This is a genomic window from Dysgonomonas sp. HDW5B (assembly GCF_011299335.1).
Lineage (GTDB): Bacteria > Bacteroidota > Bacteroidia > Bacteroidales > Dysgonomonadaceae > Dysgonomonas_A.
Genome location: NZ_CP049858.1, coordinates 501,387 through 522,384 on the forward strand (window position 1 = coordinate 501,387; position 20,998 = coordinate 522,384).

23 protein-coding genes are annotated in these 20,998 nt (G+C 36.6%); 19 read left to right on the forward strand and 4 right to left on the reverse strand.

All coding sequences use genetic code 11. The annotated features are described in order from the left end of the window. Positions 1–8: 8 nt before the first annotated feature. The 3 genes from G7051_RS01985 to G7051_RS01995 form a co-directional block, all read right to left on the reverse strand. Positions 9–875, reverse strand: coding sequence for an alpha/beta hydrolase (locus G7051_RS01985; protein ID WP_166198139.1), 867 nt, complete (start codon positions 873–875; stop codon positions 9–11). A 96-nt stretch (positions 876–971) separates the two neighbouring features. Next, a complete protein-coding gene (locus G7051_RS01990) occupies positions 972–1,922 on the reverse strand; it encodes an aldo/keto reductase (protein WP_166198141.1) in 951 nt (316 codons plus the stop codon). Positions 1,923–1,965: 43 nt separating this feature from the next. Next, on the reverse strand, positions 1,966–3,702 hold the full coding sequence (locus G7051_RS01995; protein WP_166198143.1) for a thiamine pyrophosphate-dependent enzyme: 1,737 nt from the start codon (positions 3,700–3,702) through the stop codon (positions 1,966–1,968). Positions 3,703–3,962: 260 nt separating this feature from the next. On the opposite strand from G7051_RS01995, the gene G7051_RS02000 reads away from it, so the two are divergent. The 19 genes from G7051_RS02000 (at position 3,963) to G7051_RS02090 (ending at position 19,558) form a co-directional block, all read left to right on the forward strand. Continuing rightward, a complete protein-coding gene (locus G7051_RS02000; RefSeq protein ID WP_166110225.1) occupies positions 3,963–4,517 on the forward strand; it encodes a TerD family protein in 555 nt (184 codons plus the stop codon). Between the two features lie 103 nt (positions 4,518–4,620). Continuing rightward, entirely contained in the window at positions 4,621–5,175 is a 555-nt protein-coding gene (locus tag G7051_RS02005; RefSeq protein ID WP_166110228.1) for a TerD family protein, read from the forward strand. A gap of 108 nt (positions 5,176–5,283) precedes the next feature. Further along, positions 5,284–5,970 (forward strand): TerD family protein, encoded by a 687-nt coding sequence (locus G7051_RS02010; RefSeq protein ID WP_166110231.1) that lies wholly within the window; start codon positions 5,284–5,286, stop codon positions 5,968–5,970. A 147-nt stretch (positions 5,971–6,117) separates the two neighbouring features. After that, positions 6,118–7,215 (forward strand): toxic anion resistance protein, encoded by a 1,098-nt coding sequence (locus tag G7051_RS02015; RefSeq protein ID WP_166198145.1) that lies wholly within the window; start codon positions 6,118–6,120, stop codon positions 7,213–7,215. Between the two features lie 45 nt (positions 7,216–7,260). Then, on the forward strand, positions 7,261–8,223 hold the full coding sequence (locus tag G7051_RS02020) for a hypothetical protein (protein WP_166198147.1): 963 nt from the start codon (positions 7,261–7,263) through the stop codon (positions 8,221–8,223). Then, a complete protein-coding gene (locus tag G7051_RS02025) occupies positions 8,220–8,759 on the forward strand; it encodes a transposase (RefSeq protein ID WP_166198149.1) in 540 nt (179 codons plus the stop codon). Before G7051_RS02020 ends, G7051_RS02025 begins: the two co-directional genes overlap by 4 nt. Beyond that, positions 8,756–9,397: a VWA domain-containing protein gene (locus G7051_RS02030; RefSeq protein WP_166198151.1), complete on the forward strand. Its 642-nt coding sequence runs from the start codon at positions 8,756–8,758 to the stop codon at positions 9,395–9,397. Before G7051_RS02025 ends, G7051_RS02030 begins: the two co-directional genes overlap by 4 nt. A gap of 73 nt (positions 9,398–9,470) precedes the next feature. Continuing rightward, positions 9,471–10,109: a VWA domain-containing protein gene (locus G7051_RS02035; RefSeq protein ID WP_166198153.1), complete on the forward strand. Its 639-nt coding sequence runs from the start codon at positions 9,471–9,473 to the stop codon at positions 10,107–10,109. Between the two features lie 30 nt (positions 10,110–10,139). Continuing rightward, a complete protein-coding gene (locus G7051_RS02040) occupies positions 10,140–10,775 on the forward strand; it encodes a VWA domain-containing protein (RefSeq protein WP_166110249.1) in 636 nt (211 codons plus the stop codon). Positions 10,776–10,800: 25 nt separating this feature from the next. Then, positions 10,801–11,865 (forward strand): TerY-C metal binding domain-containing protein, encoded by a 1,065-nt coding sequence (locus tag G7051_RS02045; protein ID WP_166198155.1) that lies wholly within the window; start codon positions 10,801–10,803, stop codon positions 11,863–11,865. A 271-nt stretch (positions 11,866–12,136) separates the two neighbouring features. Beyond that, positions 12,137–13,678, forward strand: coding sequence for a PP2C family serine/threonine-protein phosphatase (locus G7051_RS02050; RefSeq protein WP_166198157.1), 1,542 nt, complete (start codon positions 12,137–12,139; stop codon positions 13,676–13,678). 32 nt (positions 13,679–13,710) lie between these two features. Then, the gene (locus tag G7051_RS02055) at positions 13,711–14,424 is read left to right on the forward strand and encodes a hypothetical protein (protein ID WP_166198159.1); all 714 of its coding nucleotides are present in this window, start codon (positions 13,711–13,713) and stop codon (positions 14,422–14,424) included. 33 nt (positions 14,425–14,457) lie between these two features. Then, complete coding sequence (locus tag G7051_RS02060) at positions 14,458–15,957, forward strand: helix-hairpin-helix domain-containing protein (protein ID WP_166198161.1); 1,500 nt, start codon at positions 14,458–14,460, stop codon at positions 15,955–15,957. Next, complete coding sequence (locus tag G7051_RS02065) at positions 15,957–16,634, forward strand: HAD family hydrolase (RefSeq protein WP_166198162.1); 678 nt, start codon at positions 15,957–15,959, stop codon at positions 16,632–16,634. The genes G7051_RS02060 and G7051_RS02065 overlap by 1 nt, the downstream gene beginning before the upstream one ends. Then, a complete protein-coding gene (locus G7051_RS02070) occupies positions 16,612–17,448 on the forward strand; it encodes a phosphoribosyltransferase family protein (RefSeq protein ID WP_166198164.1) in 837 nt (278 codons plus the stop codon). The genes G7051_RS02065 and G7051_RS02070 overlap by 23 nt, the downstream gene beginning before the upstream one ends. Before the next feature lie 168 nt (positions 17,449–17,616). Continuing rightward, positions 17,617–17,898 carry a hypothetical protein gene (locus G7051_RS02075; RefSeq protein WP_166110269.1) on the forward strand — a complete coding sequence of 94 codons (282 nt, stop codon included), beginning with the start codon at positions 17,617–17,619 and terminating at the stop codon, positions 17,896–17,898. Between the two features lie 12 nt (positions 17,899–17,910). Next, on the forward strand, positions 17,911–18,165 hold the full coding sequence (locus G7051_RS02080; protein WP_166110271.1) for an HU family DNA-binding protein: 255 nt from the start codon (positions 17,911–17,913) through the stop codon (positions 18,163–18,165). After that, positions 18,162–19,052 (forward strand): hypothetical protein, encoded by an 891-nt coding sequence (locus G7051_RS02085; RefSeq protein ID WP_166198166.1) that lies wholly within the window; start codon positions 18,162–18,164, stop codon positions 19,050–19,052. The genes G7051_RS02080 and G7051_RS02085 overlap by 4 nt, the downstream gene beginning before the upstream one ends. A gap of 47 nt (positions 19,053–19,099) precedes the next feature. Further along, entirely contained in the window at positions 19,100–19,558 is a 459-nt protein-coding gene (locus tag G7051_RS02090) for a hypothetical protein (protein ID WP_166198168.1), read from the forward strand. Here the strand turns inward: G7051_RS02090 and hisS are convergent. Beyond that, on the reverse strand, positions 19,542–20,900 hold the full coding sequence (gene hisS / locus G7051_RS02095) for a histidine--tRNA ligase (protein ID WP_166198170.1): 1,359 nt from the start codon (positions 20,898–20,900) through the stop codon (positions 19,542–19,544). The two genes, G7051_RS02090 and hisS, sit on opposite strands and share 17 nt — an antisense overlap. Positions 20,901–20,998: the final 98 nt, after the last annotated feature.

Below are 20,998 nucleotides of genomic sequence, written 5' to 3' on the forward strand. Positions count from 1 at the left end.
AGACCAAATCATTGCATAGCAGCTATCATTATTTCTCTTGCTTCTTTTGCTTGAGGTATATTAAAAAGCGGAAAAAGGTGAACCATATTTTCGTATTCATAAAAAGAAAGGTTTACTCCTTTTTCTTTGCAAATTTCACTGAATTTATGGCAATCGGGATATAACAGATCGAGTGTGCCAACAATTAAAGTCATGGGCGAAGCATCGGTATAATCACCATAAATCGGACTGACTAATGGACTTTGCAAATCGCCCATCGAATAAACTTGTCCTGCATATTTAAGACCTTCGCAATCGAGGCTTGGATCAATCGGTTGAAGTGTTTCTATTTCAGGATTTGTCATAGCAACATCCATCCACGGGCTGATCATTATCAGATGTTCCGGTTTTCGCAGACTATGCTTAGTAATCAGTTGTGATAATCCGAGAACTAAACTTGCACCTGCCGAATCTCCGACAACAAAGATGCGCCCCTTGCTTTTGCTCACTTCTTTATATAGGTTTAAAATAAAATCGTATATTTCTATATAGTCTGATTTAGGGATTAAAGGATAATCGGGTATAACAATCTTATAGCCTAACTTATCTGCAAAATAAGTAACCATCTCCCAATGAATCAGAGATAACCCACAGGCAAAGCCTCCTCCATGCAAATAGTAGATTGTATCAGTAGCTGTCTGGTCTTTTACGGATAAGGTGTATACTTTCGATCCGTCTATAATAGCTGTCTCTATATCGTATTTATTAAAAAGACGATTGGGAGGCGGAACACTATCATAAAAAGCTCCTCCTTTATACATATCTGTTTCAAGATTGGCTATTAACTTTTTTGTTCCTAATTTCCATAAAGCAGCTTCCAGAGCATCACTCGTCATATCTATATTTTCTTTGATTAAACTACAAAAATAGAAAAAGTCCGGCAATAAACATTTATTGTCGGACTATCCCCTTATTTATCGATATGCAATGGATCAAATCTTACTCACTGAATTCAACTTTTCAAGTGCTTCTTTTCTCAAATTAATATCCACACATTTAAGAATATCCAATTGGCTTGCTTTAGATACACTTGCAATGGGGGCTGTTATCGATGGACGAGCCAAGAGCCAAGCTAATGCTATCTGAGCAGGGGTCGCTTCGTATTCTTTTGCAACTTCGTGCAAAGCTGTCAGAATCTTTTGCCCTCTGTCATTTATATATTTCGAGAGGGCCCCTTTTCTTTTACTATCGGCAATATCTTCAATTGAGTTGTATTTACCTGTGAGAAATCCGCTTGCCAACGAAAAATAACTGACTACGCCTAAGTGATATTCTTTTGCTAAATCCTCATATTCTGTTTCATATTGTTTACGATCATACAGGTTATATTCGGGTTGCAAACATATATATTCAGGGAAATTATTTTTACGGCTTACTTCTATGGATTCACGAATGCGGGCAGGGCTCATATTAGACGTGGCTATATAGCGTACTTTTCCTTCTTTCACCAATTGAGCATAAGCCTCGAGTGTCTCTTCTATAGGGGTCGACAAGTCGTCATAATGCGTAAAATACAAATCGATATGATCTGTACGCAGTCTTCTCAAAGATTCCTCAACTTCATTAAGAATATACGATTTCTTTAAACCTCGGTGAGTTTCTGAGATTTGAGCTCCTACTTTTGTGGCAATTGTAAGCTGCTTTCTCTTTCCCGTTTTTTTCAGCCAATTACCGATAATGGTTTCTGACTCTCCTCCTTTATTTCCGGGAAACCATGCCGAATATATATCTGCCGTATCAATAAAATCGAACCCTGCATCTACATATTTATCTAATATTTCAAAAGAAGCTTTTTCATCAGCCGTCCATCCGAATACATTACATCCTAAAGCAAAAGGTATAACTTCTAAATCCGATTTTCCTATTTTTCTCTTTAACCCCATATTTAAATCTTTTAAGTATTACATCATTAAAAATCAATTGAGTTTAAAGCACATCACGCCAGTGTTTCAAATTACTTTTGGCAGTATCCCAAACTTCGTCTACTCGTCCTGAAAGAATCAGTTTTGTCATCGATTTGGCGAATCCTGTCATTTGAGATAATTCTAATTTTGGAGGCATTGCCAAAGCATTAGGATCTGTTTGCACTGATATTAAAACCGGACCCGCAATAGCAAAAGCTTCACGTAATGTCTCTTCAACCTTAGAAGGTTCATTAACCCTGAACGATTGCATTCCCATAGCTGTAGCTATTGCTGCAAAATCGGGGTTAAACATATCGGTTTCATAATCGGGTAAACCTGCAACTTCCATTTCAAGCTTTACCATCCCTAATGATCTGTTATCAAAAACAACCAATTTAACAGGAAGCTTATACTGAACTATAGTAGCCAAATCTCCCATCATCATAGAGAGTCCTCCATCGCCACAAAAAGCAATAACCTGCTGATCGGGACGGGCAAAAGCTGCCCCTATCGCCATAGGCATAGCATTAGCCATAGAACCATGACTGAATGAACCCAGCATTTCGCGCTCACCTGTTGCCTGCAAATAACGGGCACCCCATACGCAACACATACCTGTATCTACGGTGAAGATAGCATCTTTATTGGCAATCTTATCGATTACTGTAGCCAAATATTCGGGAGCAATGGTGTCTTCGCTACCCGACCTATTGGCAGCCATTGCCAAATGATCTTTTACTTTGGCATATACTTTAAGCTGTGTTTGTAAAAAATCATCATTCTTCTTTTCATTGATTAAAGGCAGTAAAGCTTCCAACGTATCTTTTACATTACCACCTAAAGCCATATCGACTTTTGCACGGCGTCCGATACGTTCGGGGCGAACGTCTACCTGAACAATCTTGCATTTTTCGGGCATGAATGTTTGGTAAGGAAAATCAGTACCTAACAAGATCAACAAATCGGCATCGTGCATAGCTGCATAAGCAGATGGCAAACCCAACAAGCCGGTCATACCGACTTCATAAGGGTTATCGTATTGAACCGCCATCTTCCCCCGAAAGCTATATCCCACTGGTGATTTAATCAGAGATGCTAATTGTACGACCTGATCGTGAGCTCCTTTTACTCCGATACCACAATATATAGTAACTTTCTCGGTCGAATTTATTAATTCAGCCAAAGCTTTCAACTCCGAATTTTGAGGACGATATATACCTTTCGATGGTAAAAGGTGTGCAGTTGTCGGACCTTCTACGGCATCACCCGCAGCAATATCGCCGGGTAGCCCTAAAACGGCAACTTCTTTTTTATGGATAGTGTGCTGTAAGGCTGCCTGTAGCATTCTCGAAAACTGAACGGGTGTGGTAGCTATTTGATTATAGCCACTACAATCGTCAAATAACTTTATAGTATTAGTTTCCTGAAAATAAGACATGCCAAACTCCGAAGTTGCACATGTTGATGCTATTGCCAATACCGAAGCGTTACTCCGATGGGCATCATACAATCCGTTTATTAAATGCACATGCCCAGGTCCGCTACTACCGGCACAACATCCGATGCCATTCAACTCAGCCTCAGCAAGAGCTGCGTAAGCTCCAACTTCTTCGTGACGGACATGCACCCATTTTACTGTATTATGAGTTCTTACTGCATCATTTACTTCATTCAAACTATCACCGGTTACGGCATAAATATGTTTTATACCTGCTTCGTAAATCGTTTCGATTAACTGGTCTGCTACTTTTCTTCCCATAATTTATTTTAAAATTTATATCATGCGTATGATACTATAAACAATCAAAAGTATGTTTTAGATAAACGGTCTCCGACTTTTTAACCTTTATTAATCCAACAAAAAAGTAGGCTATACCTTTATTTAGTGGAAAATAGTTCAGTATTCGTGAACATAGAAATTTCAAATTTCAAAGGATTTATTATCTTTGTCTGTATTAGCTCCTTGTCTAAGAATTTATTTTTGACAATAATTTTAACTGAATAAAATACATTAGCAACATGGCAATTAATTTAACAAAAGGACAGCGAATTGATATCGGTCTTTCTAAGGTAGGTGTTGGACTTGGATGGGATCCTAACGAAAGTACAGGATTTGATTTTGACTTGGACGCATCGGCTTTTATGTTAGGTGATAATAAGAAACTTCCTGCTGACGAATTTTTCGTATTCTACAATAATCCTAAATCACCGGATGGTTCGGTTGAATCTTCGGGCGACGATTTAACAGGAGGTAATAGTGACGGTGATGACGAAACTCTAACTGTAGACTTAACCCGTGTGGATCCTAAAGTACAGGAAATAGTGTTTACGGTAACCATTCACGATTACGAAACCCGCAAACAAAACTTCGGACAAGTACGTAATTCGTTTATTCGTATATACAATGCTCAGACTAATGAGGAAATTGCCAAATACGAATTGGATGAGGACTTCTCGATAGAAACAGCTGTGGAATTTGGTCGTTTATACAAACGCAACGGAGAATGGAAGTTCGAAGCTATGGGTATCGGATATAAAGGTGGCCTTGAATATTTCGTTAATAAATTTGCATAAATACAGCAAGCCAGTAACAGTGAGCAGTTAACTTTAAACAAACTGATAACTGACACCGGATAACTGTTAATTGATAACTGATAACTGATAACTGATTATAATTATGGCTATAAATTTAGAAAAAGGACAACGCACCGAGGTGAAATTGCCGAAATTCGTTGTAGGTCTTGGATGGGATACCAATTCATCAAGTACAGGGGTCGATTTCGACTTAGATTGCTCGGTTTTTATCTTAGGTGATAATAAGAAGATTCTTTCTGACGAGTTTTTTGTATTCTATAATAACCTTAAATCACCCGATGGTTCTGTAGAGCATACAGGCGACAATCTTACCGGTGAAGGAGATGGAGATGACGAAACTATAAAAATCGATTTGTCGAAAATAGATGCTAAGGCGACTGAAATATGTTTCATCGTAACGATTCATGAGGCAGAAAGCCGCAAACAAAATTTCGGACAAGTTCGTAATTCATTCGTCAGAATATACAATCCTGAAAATAACGAAGAGCTTCTGAAATACGAATTAGAGGAAGATTTTTCGATAGAAACAGCTGTGGAATTTGGTCGTTTATACAAACGCAATGGCGAATGGAAATTCGAAGCTGTGGGTGTCGGTCAAAAAGGAGGTTTGGCAGATTATTTACAGAAATATAGCTAAGGTCTCTAACCCAACTTATTATTACTAACGAAACAGATTGTGTGTTTTAAGAAATTACACAATCGAAGCCTACAATAACTTATAAAATAACATTAATAAAATACAGCTATGGCAATTAATTTACAGAAAGGTCAACGTATCAATCTAGAGAAAAGTTCAGGAGCAAAACTGGTTCAGTTTTGTGTGGGTGTAAACTGGGGTGCAATCGAATATCAAGCTGAAGAAGGCGGTTTTCTTGGCTTCGGCAAAAAGACTGTAACCAAAAGCAAAGATGTAGACTTAGATTTGAGTTGTGTAATGTATGACGAAAATGGTAATTTGGTGGATCACCTGTATTCTCCATTATACAGACCCGAACTTCTTGCTCAATTCGGATTAAATGCCGGAAAGCTTGTTTCAATTACAGGAGCAATGCGTCACACAGGTGATGATCTTGAAGGAGATAAAGGTGGAGACGATGGTTTGGATAACGAAATTATCACTGTAGACCTTTCTAAATTAGGAACTAATGTACATCGTATTTTTTTCTTTCTGAACAGTGTGGGCGAAGAAGATTTCTCTCAGGTTCCTTATGCGAAAATAAGAATGTACGAAGGTACTCCTGTCAAAGTTGATAGCGTATATGCTGAATATAATGTAGTTTCTGAGCCTCAATACAGAGGTAAAAAAGCTCTTATTATGGGTGAACTTTATAAAAAAGGTGACGATTGGAAGTTCAATGCTATTGGTGATGCATTCGAAGATGTATTCCTTGGACAAACCATCCAACGTATCACGCAAAACTATGCTAAATAATTTTTAAGCATAATATATTCCTATCCTTTTTGCTTTTTTGTAACTTTATCAAGATTACATTTGAGCAAAAAGGATTTTAAGGTCTAAGACCTTTTTGTTACTTTGGCAAGATTAAATACAACAAATAGTTATAATTGAAAATACAATATGGATACTACTAATAATAACATCCCGACTCCATCTCTTCAAAGAATAGACAATCAAGGAAATATAAATCTGGAGAATCTCGATCAAAATGAAATAAGCAGATTATCAGAATTAAATAAAAGCTTAGTAGTAACCGATGTAAACTCAGTTCTAAACTATGGAGCCGATTTACAATCGACAATGGAAAAATACAGTAATGACTTTCTGAACTCGGTCAGAACATTTAATTCAGGTGAAGTTGGCACACATATAAGCGACCTTCTTACCGAACTGAATTATATAGATGTAGACGAGTTGAATCAGAGTGGATTCAAAGCTTTTCTGAGTAAAGTTCCATTATTGAAGAATTTAGTTGTTAACGTAAAGAGAATATTCCAGAAATACGACACCGTTATTTCGAATGTCGATAAGATATCAAATAAGATTAAAGCCGGTCGCATCAATTCATTGAAAGACAATACGGCTCTACAGACTATGTTCGACAATAATGTTGAATATATCAAACAAATAGAACAGCTTATAATTGCAGGTCAATTGAAATTTCAGGAACTGCAAGTGAAATTGGCAGAGATGGAAGGTAATCCTGCTAACTACAAAGATTATGAGATTGCCGATCTTAGAGAATATATCATGCGCCTTGACAAACGTCTTGCCGACATGAAAATCATTCGCTATGTAATGATGCAATCGCTTGCACAAATACGTGTGGTTCAAAACAACAATACAGCCATAGCAGACAAAGCTCAATCGATTATATCTACAACAATACCTGTTTGGAAAAATCAATTGACTATTGCCGTAGCTTTATACAGACAGAAAGCAAATGTGGAAATGCAACGTAAGGTAGCAGAAACCACCAACACTATATTAGAAAAGAATGCTGAACTACTTCGTCAAAACAGTATTGAGGTAGCTCGCGAAAATGAAAACACGGTAGTATCTATCGATACATTGAAGAAAACAACTCAATCGCTTATCAGCACATTAGACGAAGTGAAAAAGATTCACGAAGAAGGTATGCGTAACCGTCAGGTGCTAGATAAAGAATTGCAAACATTAGAAACCGAATTAAGAAAGAACGTTCAAGGAATCCGTTAAGGCAACAAACCTTATTTTATTTCTTGGAAAGGACCCCATTTATAAATGACCGATAACAGAACAGAGATATTAGATGCTTCGGATAAAATAATTCAGAGATTATATGACCTCATTACTTTCTTTGAGGATCAGACAATCATGAAAATTTATTTGCAAAGTCAGGTCATTCATAAACTTTTTGAGGAAAACGCCGACATGGATATTAACAAGCTTGAGTTGTACCATATTCAATTTACAAGCACACTTATCGACCTTCTGGATAAAATCAGAAAGAAGAATGAACGCATTGTAAATAGTATGGAAAATGAAATTGAGCTAAATAATGATATGATTGGTAAACTCAGACAGGCTATTACTCAGGAGGGAGGATTTGAGGCTGAGAAGTTACAACAAGCTCAACGCATCACCAGGTCTATCTATAATTTGCATAAGGCATTATCATCTCAGTCTTCAGAATATCCTTATACCGATAATATTAATGCCTTCAGTATTAAATATTACAAGGATTACTTCTTTGATGCTGATCCTCAATTGTTAGATTCATTAACATCGTATAATCATTCGGACGCTTATAGAAACACATTCGGGGTTATAAATAAAAAGCTATTGACTGCTCTTGTAAAAGAAAGTTATAAAGTACAGTTCTGTTTCGGTATAAGAATCAATAATACATTGATGGAGATTTATAAGATACAGAACGAGGAGAGCTACTTTTCGTTTCAACCCACTAGAAATAATTTTCTCCCTTGCGATATAAACGTATTTCCATACAAGGAATGGGAAAGCGAATCATCCAAGAAGGAACGATCGATAAAGGAACTTATGCAGAAAAATCTTCAGCTGGAAAGAGATATCAAATTCAATCTGAGACATATCGATTCAGATATTAATTTGCTTTTAGGCGAGAATCTGAAAAGGATAACTGAGCTTGATTTTCTGGCAGATCTAGAGAACATCGATATTCAAGCCAATACGCTTCGAACGATGATCGAAACAAAAATGATATGACAACCGACACATTACCAAGCCGGCGAACAATTCGATTACAAGGATATGATTATTCCTCATCGGGAATGTATTTTGTTACGATATGTAGACAAGATAGAATATGTTTGTTTGGTGAGGTAATCGGAAAAACTGTAGGGGCTGGGCTCTGCCCTGCCCTCAATGATTATTATATTAAGTTATCTCAATATGGTGAGATTATCGAAGAACAATGGATATCATTGCCTAACCTTTTTCCTAATATTATTTTACATGAATATGTCATTATGCCCAACCATTTTCATGCAATAATAGAAATAGATACATGGGCAGGGCAGAGCCCAGCCCCTACACTCGGCAACATAATAGGTTCGTTTAAATCTATTTCTACAAAAAAATGCAATAAAATGGATAATATATCCGGACAAAAAATCTGGCAGCGTAATTATTACGAACATATTATCAGAGACGAAAAATCATATAATAATATGACCGATTATATAGCCAGTAATCCTATAAATTGGCAATCGGACGATTACTATATAAACAAAAACATATGAGACGACTTCCTGTATATTTGCTTCTGGATACTTCAGCCTCTATGAAAGGAGAGCCTATCGAAGCCTTAAGAAAGGGTATCGATACCATGATAAAGGCATTGCGTCAAAATCCACAAGCGATAGAAAGCGTATATATAAGTATTATTACATTCAGTAATACGGCACAGGTATTGGTACCATTAACTGATCTGGGATCATTTCAGATGAGTGAATTACATGCTACAGGACAAACGGCTCTTGGGGCTGCCCTTAGATTGGTTACAGACAGAATAAATTCGGAAATCAAAAAAAATACAATGGAAGAAAAAGGTGACTGGAAACCTATTGTATTTATTATGACGGATGGAGTTCCGATTGATGACTGGAAAAAAGGAGCTGATTATTTTTCGACCTGTAAAACTGCGTACACTGTTGCTTGTGCAGCAGGAAGCCATGCTGACACTTCTACATTGAAGCAAATAACCCCTCATGTTATCTGTCTCGAGAAAGCCGATGAAGACAGTATGTCTCGTTTTTTCCTCTGGATGTCATCTTCTATCGGAACAACTTCGCTGAAAGTCGAAACAAATGGAGATACTCTTGGCATATCGAGCTTGGATGAACTGCCCCCTCCTCCACCCGATATCAATATTCTTTAAGGTCACAGATCTTTTATAAAATGTTGAAATAAATAGTTGAAATTACTTGAGACAAACATAAAACCTAAATAACATGAGAAGATTACCTGTTTACTTAGTTTTAGATACATCGGGATCGATGCACGGTGAGCCTATTGAAGCGGTAAAGAATGGCGTACAAGTTCTGATCTCAACCTTGCGTCAAGATCCATACGCTTTAGAAACTGCTTATCTGAGTATAATCACTTTTGATTCCTCGGTAAAACAAATAGTTCCATTGACCGAATTGTCGATGTTTCAGATGCCTGACCTTAAAGCTAACGGAACAACAGTTTTAGGAGAAGCTTTAAGCGTATTGTCCAAAACAATAGATAAAGAAGTTGAAAAAACAACAGTCAAACAAAAAGGTGATTGGAAACCTCTCGTATTTATTATGACAGATGGTGCTCCAACCGACGACTGGCAAAAAGGTCTGATCGAATTCAAAAAGCAGAAATATGGTATGGTTATAGCTTGTGCTGCCGGTCAGAATGCAAACACTTCGATACTAAAACAAATTACAGAAACAGTAGTACAATTAGATAATACCGATAGCGCAACCATTAAAGCATTTTTCAAATGGGTATCAGCATCCATAAGCTTCGGTAGTCAGAAAATAGAATCAGGCGGACAGGAAATCTCGGGTTTGAGCGAATTACCACCTCCACCTCCTGAAGTAAATATTGTATTATAATAGTTACACTAACATAAGATATAAATAGATATGAGAAGATTACCTGTATATTTATTATTAGATACATCGGGATCGATGCGTGGTGAACCTATCGAGTCGGTAAAAGTGGGGTTGGAATCTATGGTTTCGAGCCTTAGACAAGATCCTTTTGCTCTTGAATCGGTTTTTATGAGCATCATTACTTTCGACAGAGAAGTAAAGCAAATACTTCCTCTAACCGAGTTGGAAAATCTGCAACTACCCGAAATAGTTACACCGGAGTCGGGACCAACGCATCTGGGTGAGGCTCTTGAAATGCTATGCAAAAAAGTTGATGCGGAAGTAAAACTCAGCACTTCGGACGAAAAAGGTGACTGGATGCCTCTATTGTTTATTATGACAGATGGCAAGCCTTCCGATTTGCAAAAATACAACCAGATGATACCTGAAGTAAAGAAACGCAATTTTGCAAGTATCATAGCTTGTGCTGCCGGTGTAAAAGCGGATACACAGCCTCTATTGGCTCTTACCAATCAGGTATATTCCTTAGATACAACCGACAGTTCAACATTTCGTCAGTTTTTCAAATGGGTATCAGCTTCGGTAAGTGTTGGAAACAGAAGCGTTGGAACAAGTAATGACATAGCATTGCCACCTCCGCCTCCCGAGATACATACTGTTATTTAATTATTTTTTCAAACCGAGCACACCTATGAGACGACTACCTATATACTTTTTAATTGATGTTTCCGAATCGATGATCGGAGAACCTCTTCAGCATGTACAATCGGGTATGGAAGCCATTATAAAAGAGCTTCGTACCGATCCGTATGCGTTGGAAACCGTTTGTATTTCCATTATTGCTTTTGCGGGCAAAGCTAAAAAGCTCAATTCGATGGAGGAATTGTATAATTTCTATCCTCCTAAATTACCGATTGGAGGTGGTACCTCGCTTGGTAACGCAATGAATTTTCTGATGAATGATATGGATCTTTCGATAAGAAAAACGACATTGGAAGCCAAAGGAGACTGGAAGCCCATTGTATTTTTATTTACAGATGGAGCACCAACCGATTTCACGGATACAGCCTTTAGTAAATGGAACGAGAAGTATCGCAAAGGAGCTAACTTAATAGCAATCTCCATAGGTGATAATATGGATACCAGAATATTGACTCAGATTACGGATAATGTTCTTCAATTAAAAGATACAGACGAAGTTTCATTTAAGGAATTCTTTAAATGGGTTACTGCCTCTATCAAAACAACTAGTATGAGTATCAGCGATCTGAGCAGTGATGACTTAAAGCTTGCTCCTTTCTCGGATGATATACTCAACAAAATAGAGATGGAGATGAATGCTCCCATAAAGGTAGATGAAAATTTTGCCGTTATATTAGGTAAATGTCAAAAGACATCACAACCTTATCTTCTGAAATATCAAAAAAGATTAGATTCTAATGACTTTTCTCATCTAACCAGATTGGGAGGTCATAAATTTAAATTTGTAGGAGCTTACCCTATTGATAACTCGTACTTCGATATGGTGGACGGTTATGCAAATGGCAGCTTAAGCGGAAGCAAAATAAGTACGGATGAGCTGATTGGATTTCCATCTTGCCCTTGTTGCAGTAACCATATTGCCATAGGGCTTTGTATGTGCGGAAGTATCATGTGTGTAGGTGATGAACCGATGAGCCATTGTCCATGGTGTGGAATTCAGGTTTCATTTAAAGGCTCAGACGGAGGAATGGATATAGGACGCACCAGAGGGTAAGACTGCATCTTTTTTATATAAAGTTCAGCTTACTTTATCTATCAAAGAAAGCTAAGTTCTTGATTTTAAGAGAAAATACAATAAGCATCTAAAAAGTGTCACTTTTGTAATGTTTGTAATGTTTTCAACCTTTAAAACCTATATATCAACAATTTACAAAAAATACAAAAACAGACATAATTAATCGAATTGTAATCTAGTTTTGTAACTTTATTGTTTAGTTTTTGTAAGCTTCGTAACCTCTCTATATAAATATTTTAGATGATTTACTATGGATTTTGAAAAGATGATTTCTTATCTGAATATTCAAACTGAACATAAAGAGAAACTCCCGGAGTTTTTCGAACAGGAAGATGTCAGAGAATTTCTTTTACTGAAATGGAAAGAATATGTAAACAACCTTCCCTTAGAATCAGAAAATGAGGTGGTTGATAGCGATGAGCCGAATTTAAACAACACCGATAATGATATAAATATGGCAACCATACCCAATATACCCGAGGACGAAGAAACTAAAGCTCGTCAAACAGTTAATCCCTACATTGATTCTAAGGACAATGACCTGGACCGTAAGCTAAAAGCTAAGCATATACAACTGCAAAACGGAAAAGTGAACCAACCTTACCAATGTCTGTTCGACATTACCGTTTTTGGAATAGCAGATATCGGAGATTTTGAATTGATCGGTTTAGACGAAATCGGATTAAAATTCAATCCATCAACTGATCTGATAGAGGGGATACCTACCTCCGCCGGAGATCATCGGATTACATTGAAATGCAAACGCAACGAATGGAGCGAAGGCGATCCCATATTCGAACGTACGATCACTCTTATTATTAATCCCGATCCTCGTTCTTTATGGAATAACATCCCTACTCCGACTAATATTGAATACTATAAACCCGATTCGGATTGCAAATACATAAAGGTAGAAAAGACCAAAGGGATTTTCGGCTTAGGCAAGAAGGAACAAAAAGATATAGTTGCTGCAAGTCAACGTGGACGCTCACATGCACATGAAGGTACTCCTCGCGATGATGATTTCAGCATCTTACATCAGCAAAATGAAGGATGGTACATTATGACCGTTGCCGATGGTGCAGGCTCTGCCAAGTATTCGCGACAAGGGTCTTTCATTGCTTGCCAAACGGTATCCGATATATGCAACACTCAATTTGCTAAGTACAATAAAGAGGTTGACGAGCTTATCAAGGATTTCGAAAAAGACAGTTCTGATGTGAAGCGTAAGAAATTAGGTGATGCTCTTTACAACATTATAGGGTCTGCCGTATTCAAAGCTTATAAGAATATCGAAAAAGAAGCAGAGGAAAAAGAAAACCAGATAAAGGATTATGCTACCACCTTATTGGTGACGGTTTCTAAAAAATTTAAATTCGGATGGTTTGTTGCTGCTTTTTGGGTAGGCGATGGCGGTATTGGAATCTATAATAAGGATACCCAATACCTGAAAATTATGGGTGAACCCGATGGAGGAGAATTTGCAGGTCAAACCCGTTTTCTTACGATGTCGGAAATAATGCAACCTACCGAGATTTACAAACGCCTACGTTTCGAAATTGTAGAAGACTTCACAGCCTTGGTACTTATGTCTGACGGCATAACCGATCCCAAATTTGAGACTGATTCGAACTTGAATCGAATCGAAAAATGGAATAAGCTTTGGGAAGACATTACATCAACTGTTGATTTGACCGATGATAATGTTGATTCGGCACAACAATTATTACAGTGGCTCGATTTTTGGTCACAAGGTAATCACGATGACAGAACGATAGCAATACTTTATTGATGGGTTAGAAACTTTTGATTAAAGCTAACGATATGAATTATTATTTAGCGGGATATTACTTATTGAAGACAAAGCCGATAGATTACGGTGAGGATATCTTCAATATTGCCTATACTGCAAGTTCATGTATTAATAATGGAGTTCTCGATAACTGGTCTTATTCATGGAGGAGTGACAATGATAATGAAATTGATGCTATTAAAGCCTTATTTAAAATAGATAATGAATCCATAGCTTCAATTCGAGAATGGGTAGATAATGCTTTTAACAACGAATTAATAGGTTGGCAGAATATTTTTCGCGATTTAGCTACTTTAAAAGAATATATTACCTTTTTCCCTAATAAGGAGAGCTTTATAGTATTAAGTCTTTATTTTTCTGAAATAAATGCAGATGAACTGATTCAAGAATTCAGTCCTAAAAGCAGCCAAAATGGAAGAATTGGAATGGAACTTTTCTTGTCTGAGAAACGAATAGAACAAGAATTGGATGAAGAAAAAGATATTGGTTTTGATCTAATAGGCATAGAGATATCTAGTGATTTCCACAGCTTCTATTGCCACAATGTTACCTCTGAATTATTATCAAAATTCCATTTTCTTCATATAAATAAATATGGTTTATTTAATAAACTAGATCAACAGCAGATAAAGATAGTGGAAGAATATGCAAATATGGATAATACAGGATTTGAACCTGTATCATGGTTTATGGTGAAGACAAAGTTAGTAGACATTTCAAAATAAGGTAGTGTCAACTATTATACAAAAGACAGAGAGATGAGTGATAAAATTATAACTATAAAAGCAACTGACGGCTCAACGGTTCAGTTTGTGGATAAGATAATAGGTTCGGGAGGTATGAAGGATGTATACTTCAGCCCCGATAAAACATATGTAGTCGGTTTTTTCAGAGACAAGCAGGATTTTAATGCTAAAGACCGACTTCAAAATATAACAGGTATATATCGCGAACGCATATTTCAACAAGAAGGTGGCGACTATTGGCAAGACCTATATTGTTGGCCGACTAAAATAGTTGAACATAATGGTAAATTAGGCTTGGTATGCCCAACTTATCAGCCTTGCTTCTTTTTTAAATACGGATCGGTGAATGATGACTTCCTTGGAATAAAAGGTCGTGAAAAAGAAGGCAAATGGTTTGCTTCCGCAAAAAATCAAAATCGCTTTCTGGCTCCCGAAGAAAGAGGCGACTGGTTTAAATACCTGCAAATATGTATCCGTATCAGCCGTGCCGTAAAACGTATGCACGCAGCAGGTCTGGCTCACTCCGACCTTTCCTATAAAAATGTATTGGTAGATCCGACTTCGGGCAGAGCTGCCATTATTGATATTGACGGACTGGTAGTTCCCGGAAAATTTCCACCCGATGTATTGGGGACACCCGACTTTATAGCTCCCGAAGTAATTGCTACAAAACATCTGAAAATAGATGATCCTGATCGTAAATTACCAAGCATTACTACCGACAGGCATGCTCTGGCAGTGATGATATATATGTATTTATTATACCGCCATCCACTGCGAGGAGGAAAAGTTCACGATTTGGATTCGAGCAAAGATGAAGAACTGTCGATGGGAGAAAAAGCATTGTTTATTGAGCATCCTACCGATGCATCCAACAGGGTTAAATCGGCTCAATTACAAGCAAGCCAATTACCTCAGGCTGATCCGGCAAAGATACCTTATACGGTCTGTGGTCCTTATCTAAAAGAATTATTTGATAAGGCATTTATAGACGGACTACACAATCCTTTTGTTCGCCCAACAGCCAATGAATGGGAAGATGCATTATTGAAAACGGTTGACCTTTTACAACCTTGTCAAAACTCGAAATGCTGGCACAAATGGTTTGTTTTTGATAATACTAAAAAGCCCAAATGTCCGTTCTGCGGAACTGATTATAAAGGACAATTACCTGTATTAAATCTATATTCGTCACGTCACGAAGGAACATTTACTCCCGACAATTATCGGTTGATGGTTTATAACAATCAGTACCTTTATATGTGGCATGCCAACAGGAATATTTGGCCTAATGAAAAATTAACCGACGATCAGAAAAAGCCTGTTGCGTATTTTGTTTTCCATCAGAATAAATGGCTGCTTATCAACCAGCGATTGAAGGATCTGGAAGATAAAACCGAAGGGAAAAAGATTGGAATAGGTGAAGCGGTAGAATTAACCGACAATAAACAAATACTCCTTTCTAAAGAAAATGGAGGTCGGCTAATTGTGGTTCAAATGGTAAATAATTGATGAAAATAAAAAATATATCATTTGATCTTTGGATGACTCTTATAAGATCACATCCTGAGTTCAAGTTAAAACGTGCCGAATTAATAGCCGATATTTTTAATATAAAAAACATCTCCCCAAAGGAGATCGATTCTTTTATACGTTCGGTAGATAATGTTTTTGATCGTTACAATATGATAAGCGGTAAGAAACTATCTGCGAATAAGATGTATCAGAAACTTTTAGAAAAGTTAGTTCCTGAGGAAACTTCTGTTACGTTGGACATAGCTATTAGCCTGCGTAAAGAAGCTGACGATCTCTTCGGGCAATATCAGCCTGTCTTTTTGAATGAAAATATCCCTCAAATACTCTCTCAGCTAAAAGAAGAGGGGTATGTACTGAATCTGTCGAGCAATACAGGCTTTATTGAAGGAGAAACACTTCGAACAACATTGACAAATATGGGTATTCTTCAGTACTTCGATTTTCTAATATTTTCGGACGAGATAAATGCGTCTAAGCCTTCCTCACATTTCTTCCAACATGTTTATGACCACATAAACGTTCCTAAAAATGCAGTTTTACACATTGGGGATAATCCTAAAGCAGATTATCAAGGGGCAAAAAACTTCGGTTTTAATGCTTTATTAATTACAGATCCTAATTATACAATTAATGATATCAGAACAAAATTATAAAGGTACTATCACCCACTTTAGTGGCTTTCTTATTGATAATGAAAATGAGTTTGGATTCTCAGCGGTCGATTACTCCAAATTCAAATACGGAGCAATTAATATTGCAAGAGAATTCGGGTATCTTTTGGCTGATCGTTTCATTGAGAACTGCTTCAAAGATCATTATAACGGAAAACAAATTGTTGTACTGCCCAGTGCATACTCATACATTCCTACTGCTTCATTCTTTATGAAAGTATTTTTTGTTGAAAAACTCAATTTATTTTTATATAAAAATGGATATCCTATTGTTCAGGAGACTAAAATAAACAGAACTGTTACCTATCGTGAAGATTATGGTGAAATGTCGGCACAAGATCGGTATAACCTAATCAGTGGGGATAGTTTTCATGTAGATAAAGCCTATATCGAAGATAAGCAGTTATTGTTTCTGGATGATATAAAAATAACCGGAACACATGAACGAATTATCATTAAAATGCTCAATGATGCACAGATCAGTAATGATTGTTACATGTTATATTTTGCAGAACTAATAAATTCAAATATTTCTCCAAAATTCGAAAACTATTTGAACAACTATTTTGTTAAAGATTTGGAGAAAGTGAACGACATCATCAAAAATGAAAATTTCATTTTCAACACCAGAGTTGTTAAATACATATTAAATGCAGATCCAGTGGAGTTCAAAGCATTCATTAGCAATCAAACGACTGATTTCAAAAGAGATATACTCTTTCAGGCGATAGGTAATGAATATTTTAAATTTGAAAACTATCTGGAGAATATTGATATGTTAATGAAGCTCACCTAAATACCTAATTTATTACTATTTAGAATAAATGTTTACTCTAATTTAACGGAATTTAATTTAATTAAAAACAGATTAATCTCCGGTCTTTGTTCATTAATGCAAATATTATTTTTAATTTTGCACTGAGTTGATCGAGTCAAATTATAACTTATAATAAAAAAACAAAAAATGGCAAGCAGAACGTCCTATAATTACCAGAAGGAGTTATTAGTTAAATTAAAAGAAACATTAGAAGTGTTTAGAGAAGACATGTCGAATGTAGCTAGAAATTATAAGAATTCAGTACAAAATCTTCATGATCAGGAAGGCTTAATGGATGAAACTTATGACGAATACTACATCAACTACCTAAACCCTACGGTTGAAATTCTGAATAGCATATTAGAACGTATCGATACTGAAGATGTGGCTTTTATAGAAAAAGAAATCAATTTCTTATCTAGCCGTTAATAGAGTTAAATTATGATGGACGAATCCAAATTGTGTGATAATATTAGAAATAGCTTAAAAGCAAAGGGAATAGATCTCTCAGAGAGGGATATCAGTAATCTTTATGCTTCGACCATGTCAAATATGTATACCATACTTGACGAGGGTAAGACTATAGACATTTCTGATTTCGGCTCATTTTGGAGAAAAAAAACAGAACCGGCATCGGTTACTTTTTTTAAACCTATAGAGAGGCTTCTTGAGCGTATAAATACCAGAAAGAAATGAGTAAACAGACGGACCAATCGGAACTAAGTCAGATTATTGCACTGCAAACCAGATTGGATCAACATATTGTTGACGCATTTATTGGTCAACTATTTAATGAGATAGAAAAGAGTCTCGTTGTGGATTCTCATATCAAAGTGGATGGGCTTGGGCTTTTCAGGGTAATAAAAAGCGGCAATTCGCACCGTATTTTATACTTAGGGAGTAATGCGCCAATAGATAAAACTATTGATCTGTCTCATTTAAACAATGAGTCAAAAAAAGAACAAACAATAGAAGATCATCCAAAAGAAAATGAGATGCAATATTCTTTGGCTATCGAGGAAAGTTCTGATCACACCAAGGCTGAAATGCTTAATGTGGAAAAAGAACTTGTTTCAGATAACGAAATAAGTGAATCAGATGCAATAGTAATTCGAAATTTTCATAAATCCGAAAAGGGTTCAAACAGGATTCAAAGCCCTGCTGTTAATCCCCGCAAATCCAATTTAGTAAAGACCTGTATTATTACTCTGATCGTTTTAGCTGTATTGGGCATTGGATATATTATTCTATCAGGTTATACAATCAAACATAAGGAGAAGTTACCACAAAGCATAACCTTCAAGGAATTAGATAATACGGACACTCTTACTTATAGCCGTATTATCATTCCCGAATCAGATGTGTCTCTGCAATATATTGCTAAGATTTATTATGGAGACGATGTGTATTGGCCATATATATACAATGCGAATAATAATATCGTAAATAATCTATTGATAATTCAGGCAGGTTCTATAACCAAAATCCCTAAAATTTCAGTTGATCTTGTAAATTTGCACAACGGGAAAGAGGCATCTACAGCAAGAGTTTTAGGTGATGAAATTTATAAAGAGATTCGATAATCGGACATTTCTTTTACATTTATATTTTAATATTCTAATAAGCAAAGATGGGAAAATCTGGCAAATCGAGACATAAAAGGAGAAACTCTGGGACAAAACAATTATTAATTTTATTATTCGTTTTGTGCATCTTAGGCGGGGGATATTATTATATCAAAATATATTCTCATGAAGAGATAGCACCCAATCCTACACTGGATAATACTGCTCAATACAGCATTTTAGAGAATAATGATTCTATAAACTACTTAGCTGTTATCATATACAAAAACAATGTTAGCATAAATAATATCTCAGCGACCTTCTATAAAGATGAAATGTTCTGGCCCTACATCTATATAGAAAATAAAGCTGTGATTGTAAATCCTCTTAATATAGCCAAAGACGTAGTCCTTAAAATACCACGTCTTTCCGACAGAATACTGAATATAAATGATACTGCCAGCGTAAGAATAACTAAAGAGTTAGCCGACAGTATTCTGAACAACGTTACAGATCCAATTTAAGATACTCTTCGATGGTCAGTAATTGCTGATCACCCGATTGCATATTCTTAAGAGTGACTTTACGCTCTCTCATCTCATCTTCTCCTACGATAACAACATAAGGAATTTTATTAGAGTCAGCATAAGACATCTGCTTCTTCATTTTTGCAGCTTCAGGATAAATCTCAGCCGAAATACCTCGTCCTCTAAGCTGACTTATGATGGGTAATATATAATCCTCCTCTGCACTTCCAAAATTCACGAATAGCACCTTAGTCCCCTGCGTAGAATCCTCGGGATATAGTTCCAATTGATTGAGAACATCAAAGATTCGGTCTGCACCAAAAGAGATACCTACACCCGAAACATTGGGAAGACCAAAGATACCTGTCAGGTTATCATAACGTCCACCGCCCGTAATACTACCTATCTGTACATCCAAAGCCTTCACCTCAATAATTGCACCTGTGTAATAATTAAGACCTCTGGCTAAAGTAAGATCCAGCTCCACTTCCGAAGCAATATTCAGCAGTTTTGCTTTATTCAATATAAACTCTATCTCTTCAACTCCCTTAAGGCCTATTTCTGAACCCGAAAGGCTCTCCTTTAGAGTTTCCAATTTAGAGGTATTATCACCCTCAAGAAGAATAATAGGTTGAAGCTTTTCGATAGCCTCAGCAGGTATACCTTTCGATTGCAATTCCTCATTTACTTTCTCCAAGCCTATCTTATCAAGCTTATCGATAGCTACTGTAATATCTACAATCTTTTCGGGCTCACCTATTATTTCGGCTATACCCGACAATATCTTGCGGTTATTAAGCTTGATGCAAACCCTTATTTTCAAACGTCTGAAAACCTCGTCGATAATTTGAAGCAATTCAACTTCATTAATTAATGAGTCGGAGCCTACCACATCGGCATCACATTGAAAGAATTCACGATAACGTCCTTTCTGAGGACGATCGGCACGCCATACCGGCTGTATTTGATAACGTTTGAACGGGAAAGTGATCTCATTGCGGTGCATTACCACATAGCGGGCAAAAGGCACAGTAAGATCGTAGCGTAAGCCCTTTTCCGATATTTTTGTTGTCAGGCGGCTCGAGTTTTTCTCTGCCAATTCATCATCCGTTATATTCGAAAGATAATCGCCCGAATTAAGTATCTTGAATAATAATTTATCACCCTCTTCTCCGTATTTACCCATCAGAGTCGATAAACTCTCCATTGCCGGAGTCTCAATTTGTTTGTAACCAAACAATTTATATACTTCTCTGATTGTATCGAAGATATAGTTTCTTTTTGCCATTTCCTCTGGCGAGAAGTCTCGTGTTCCTTTAACTATCGAAGGTTTTTGCATCAGTTGTTATATAAGTAAGTAAAAGAATATATATTTATGCGGATACGCACAAATGCAAAGGTATATAAAAAGATACAACCAGAGAATAGTTTCAAAAC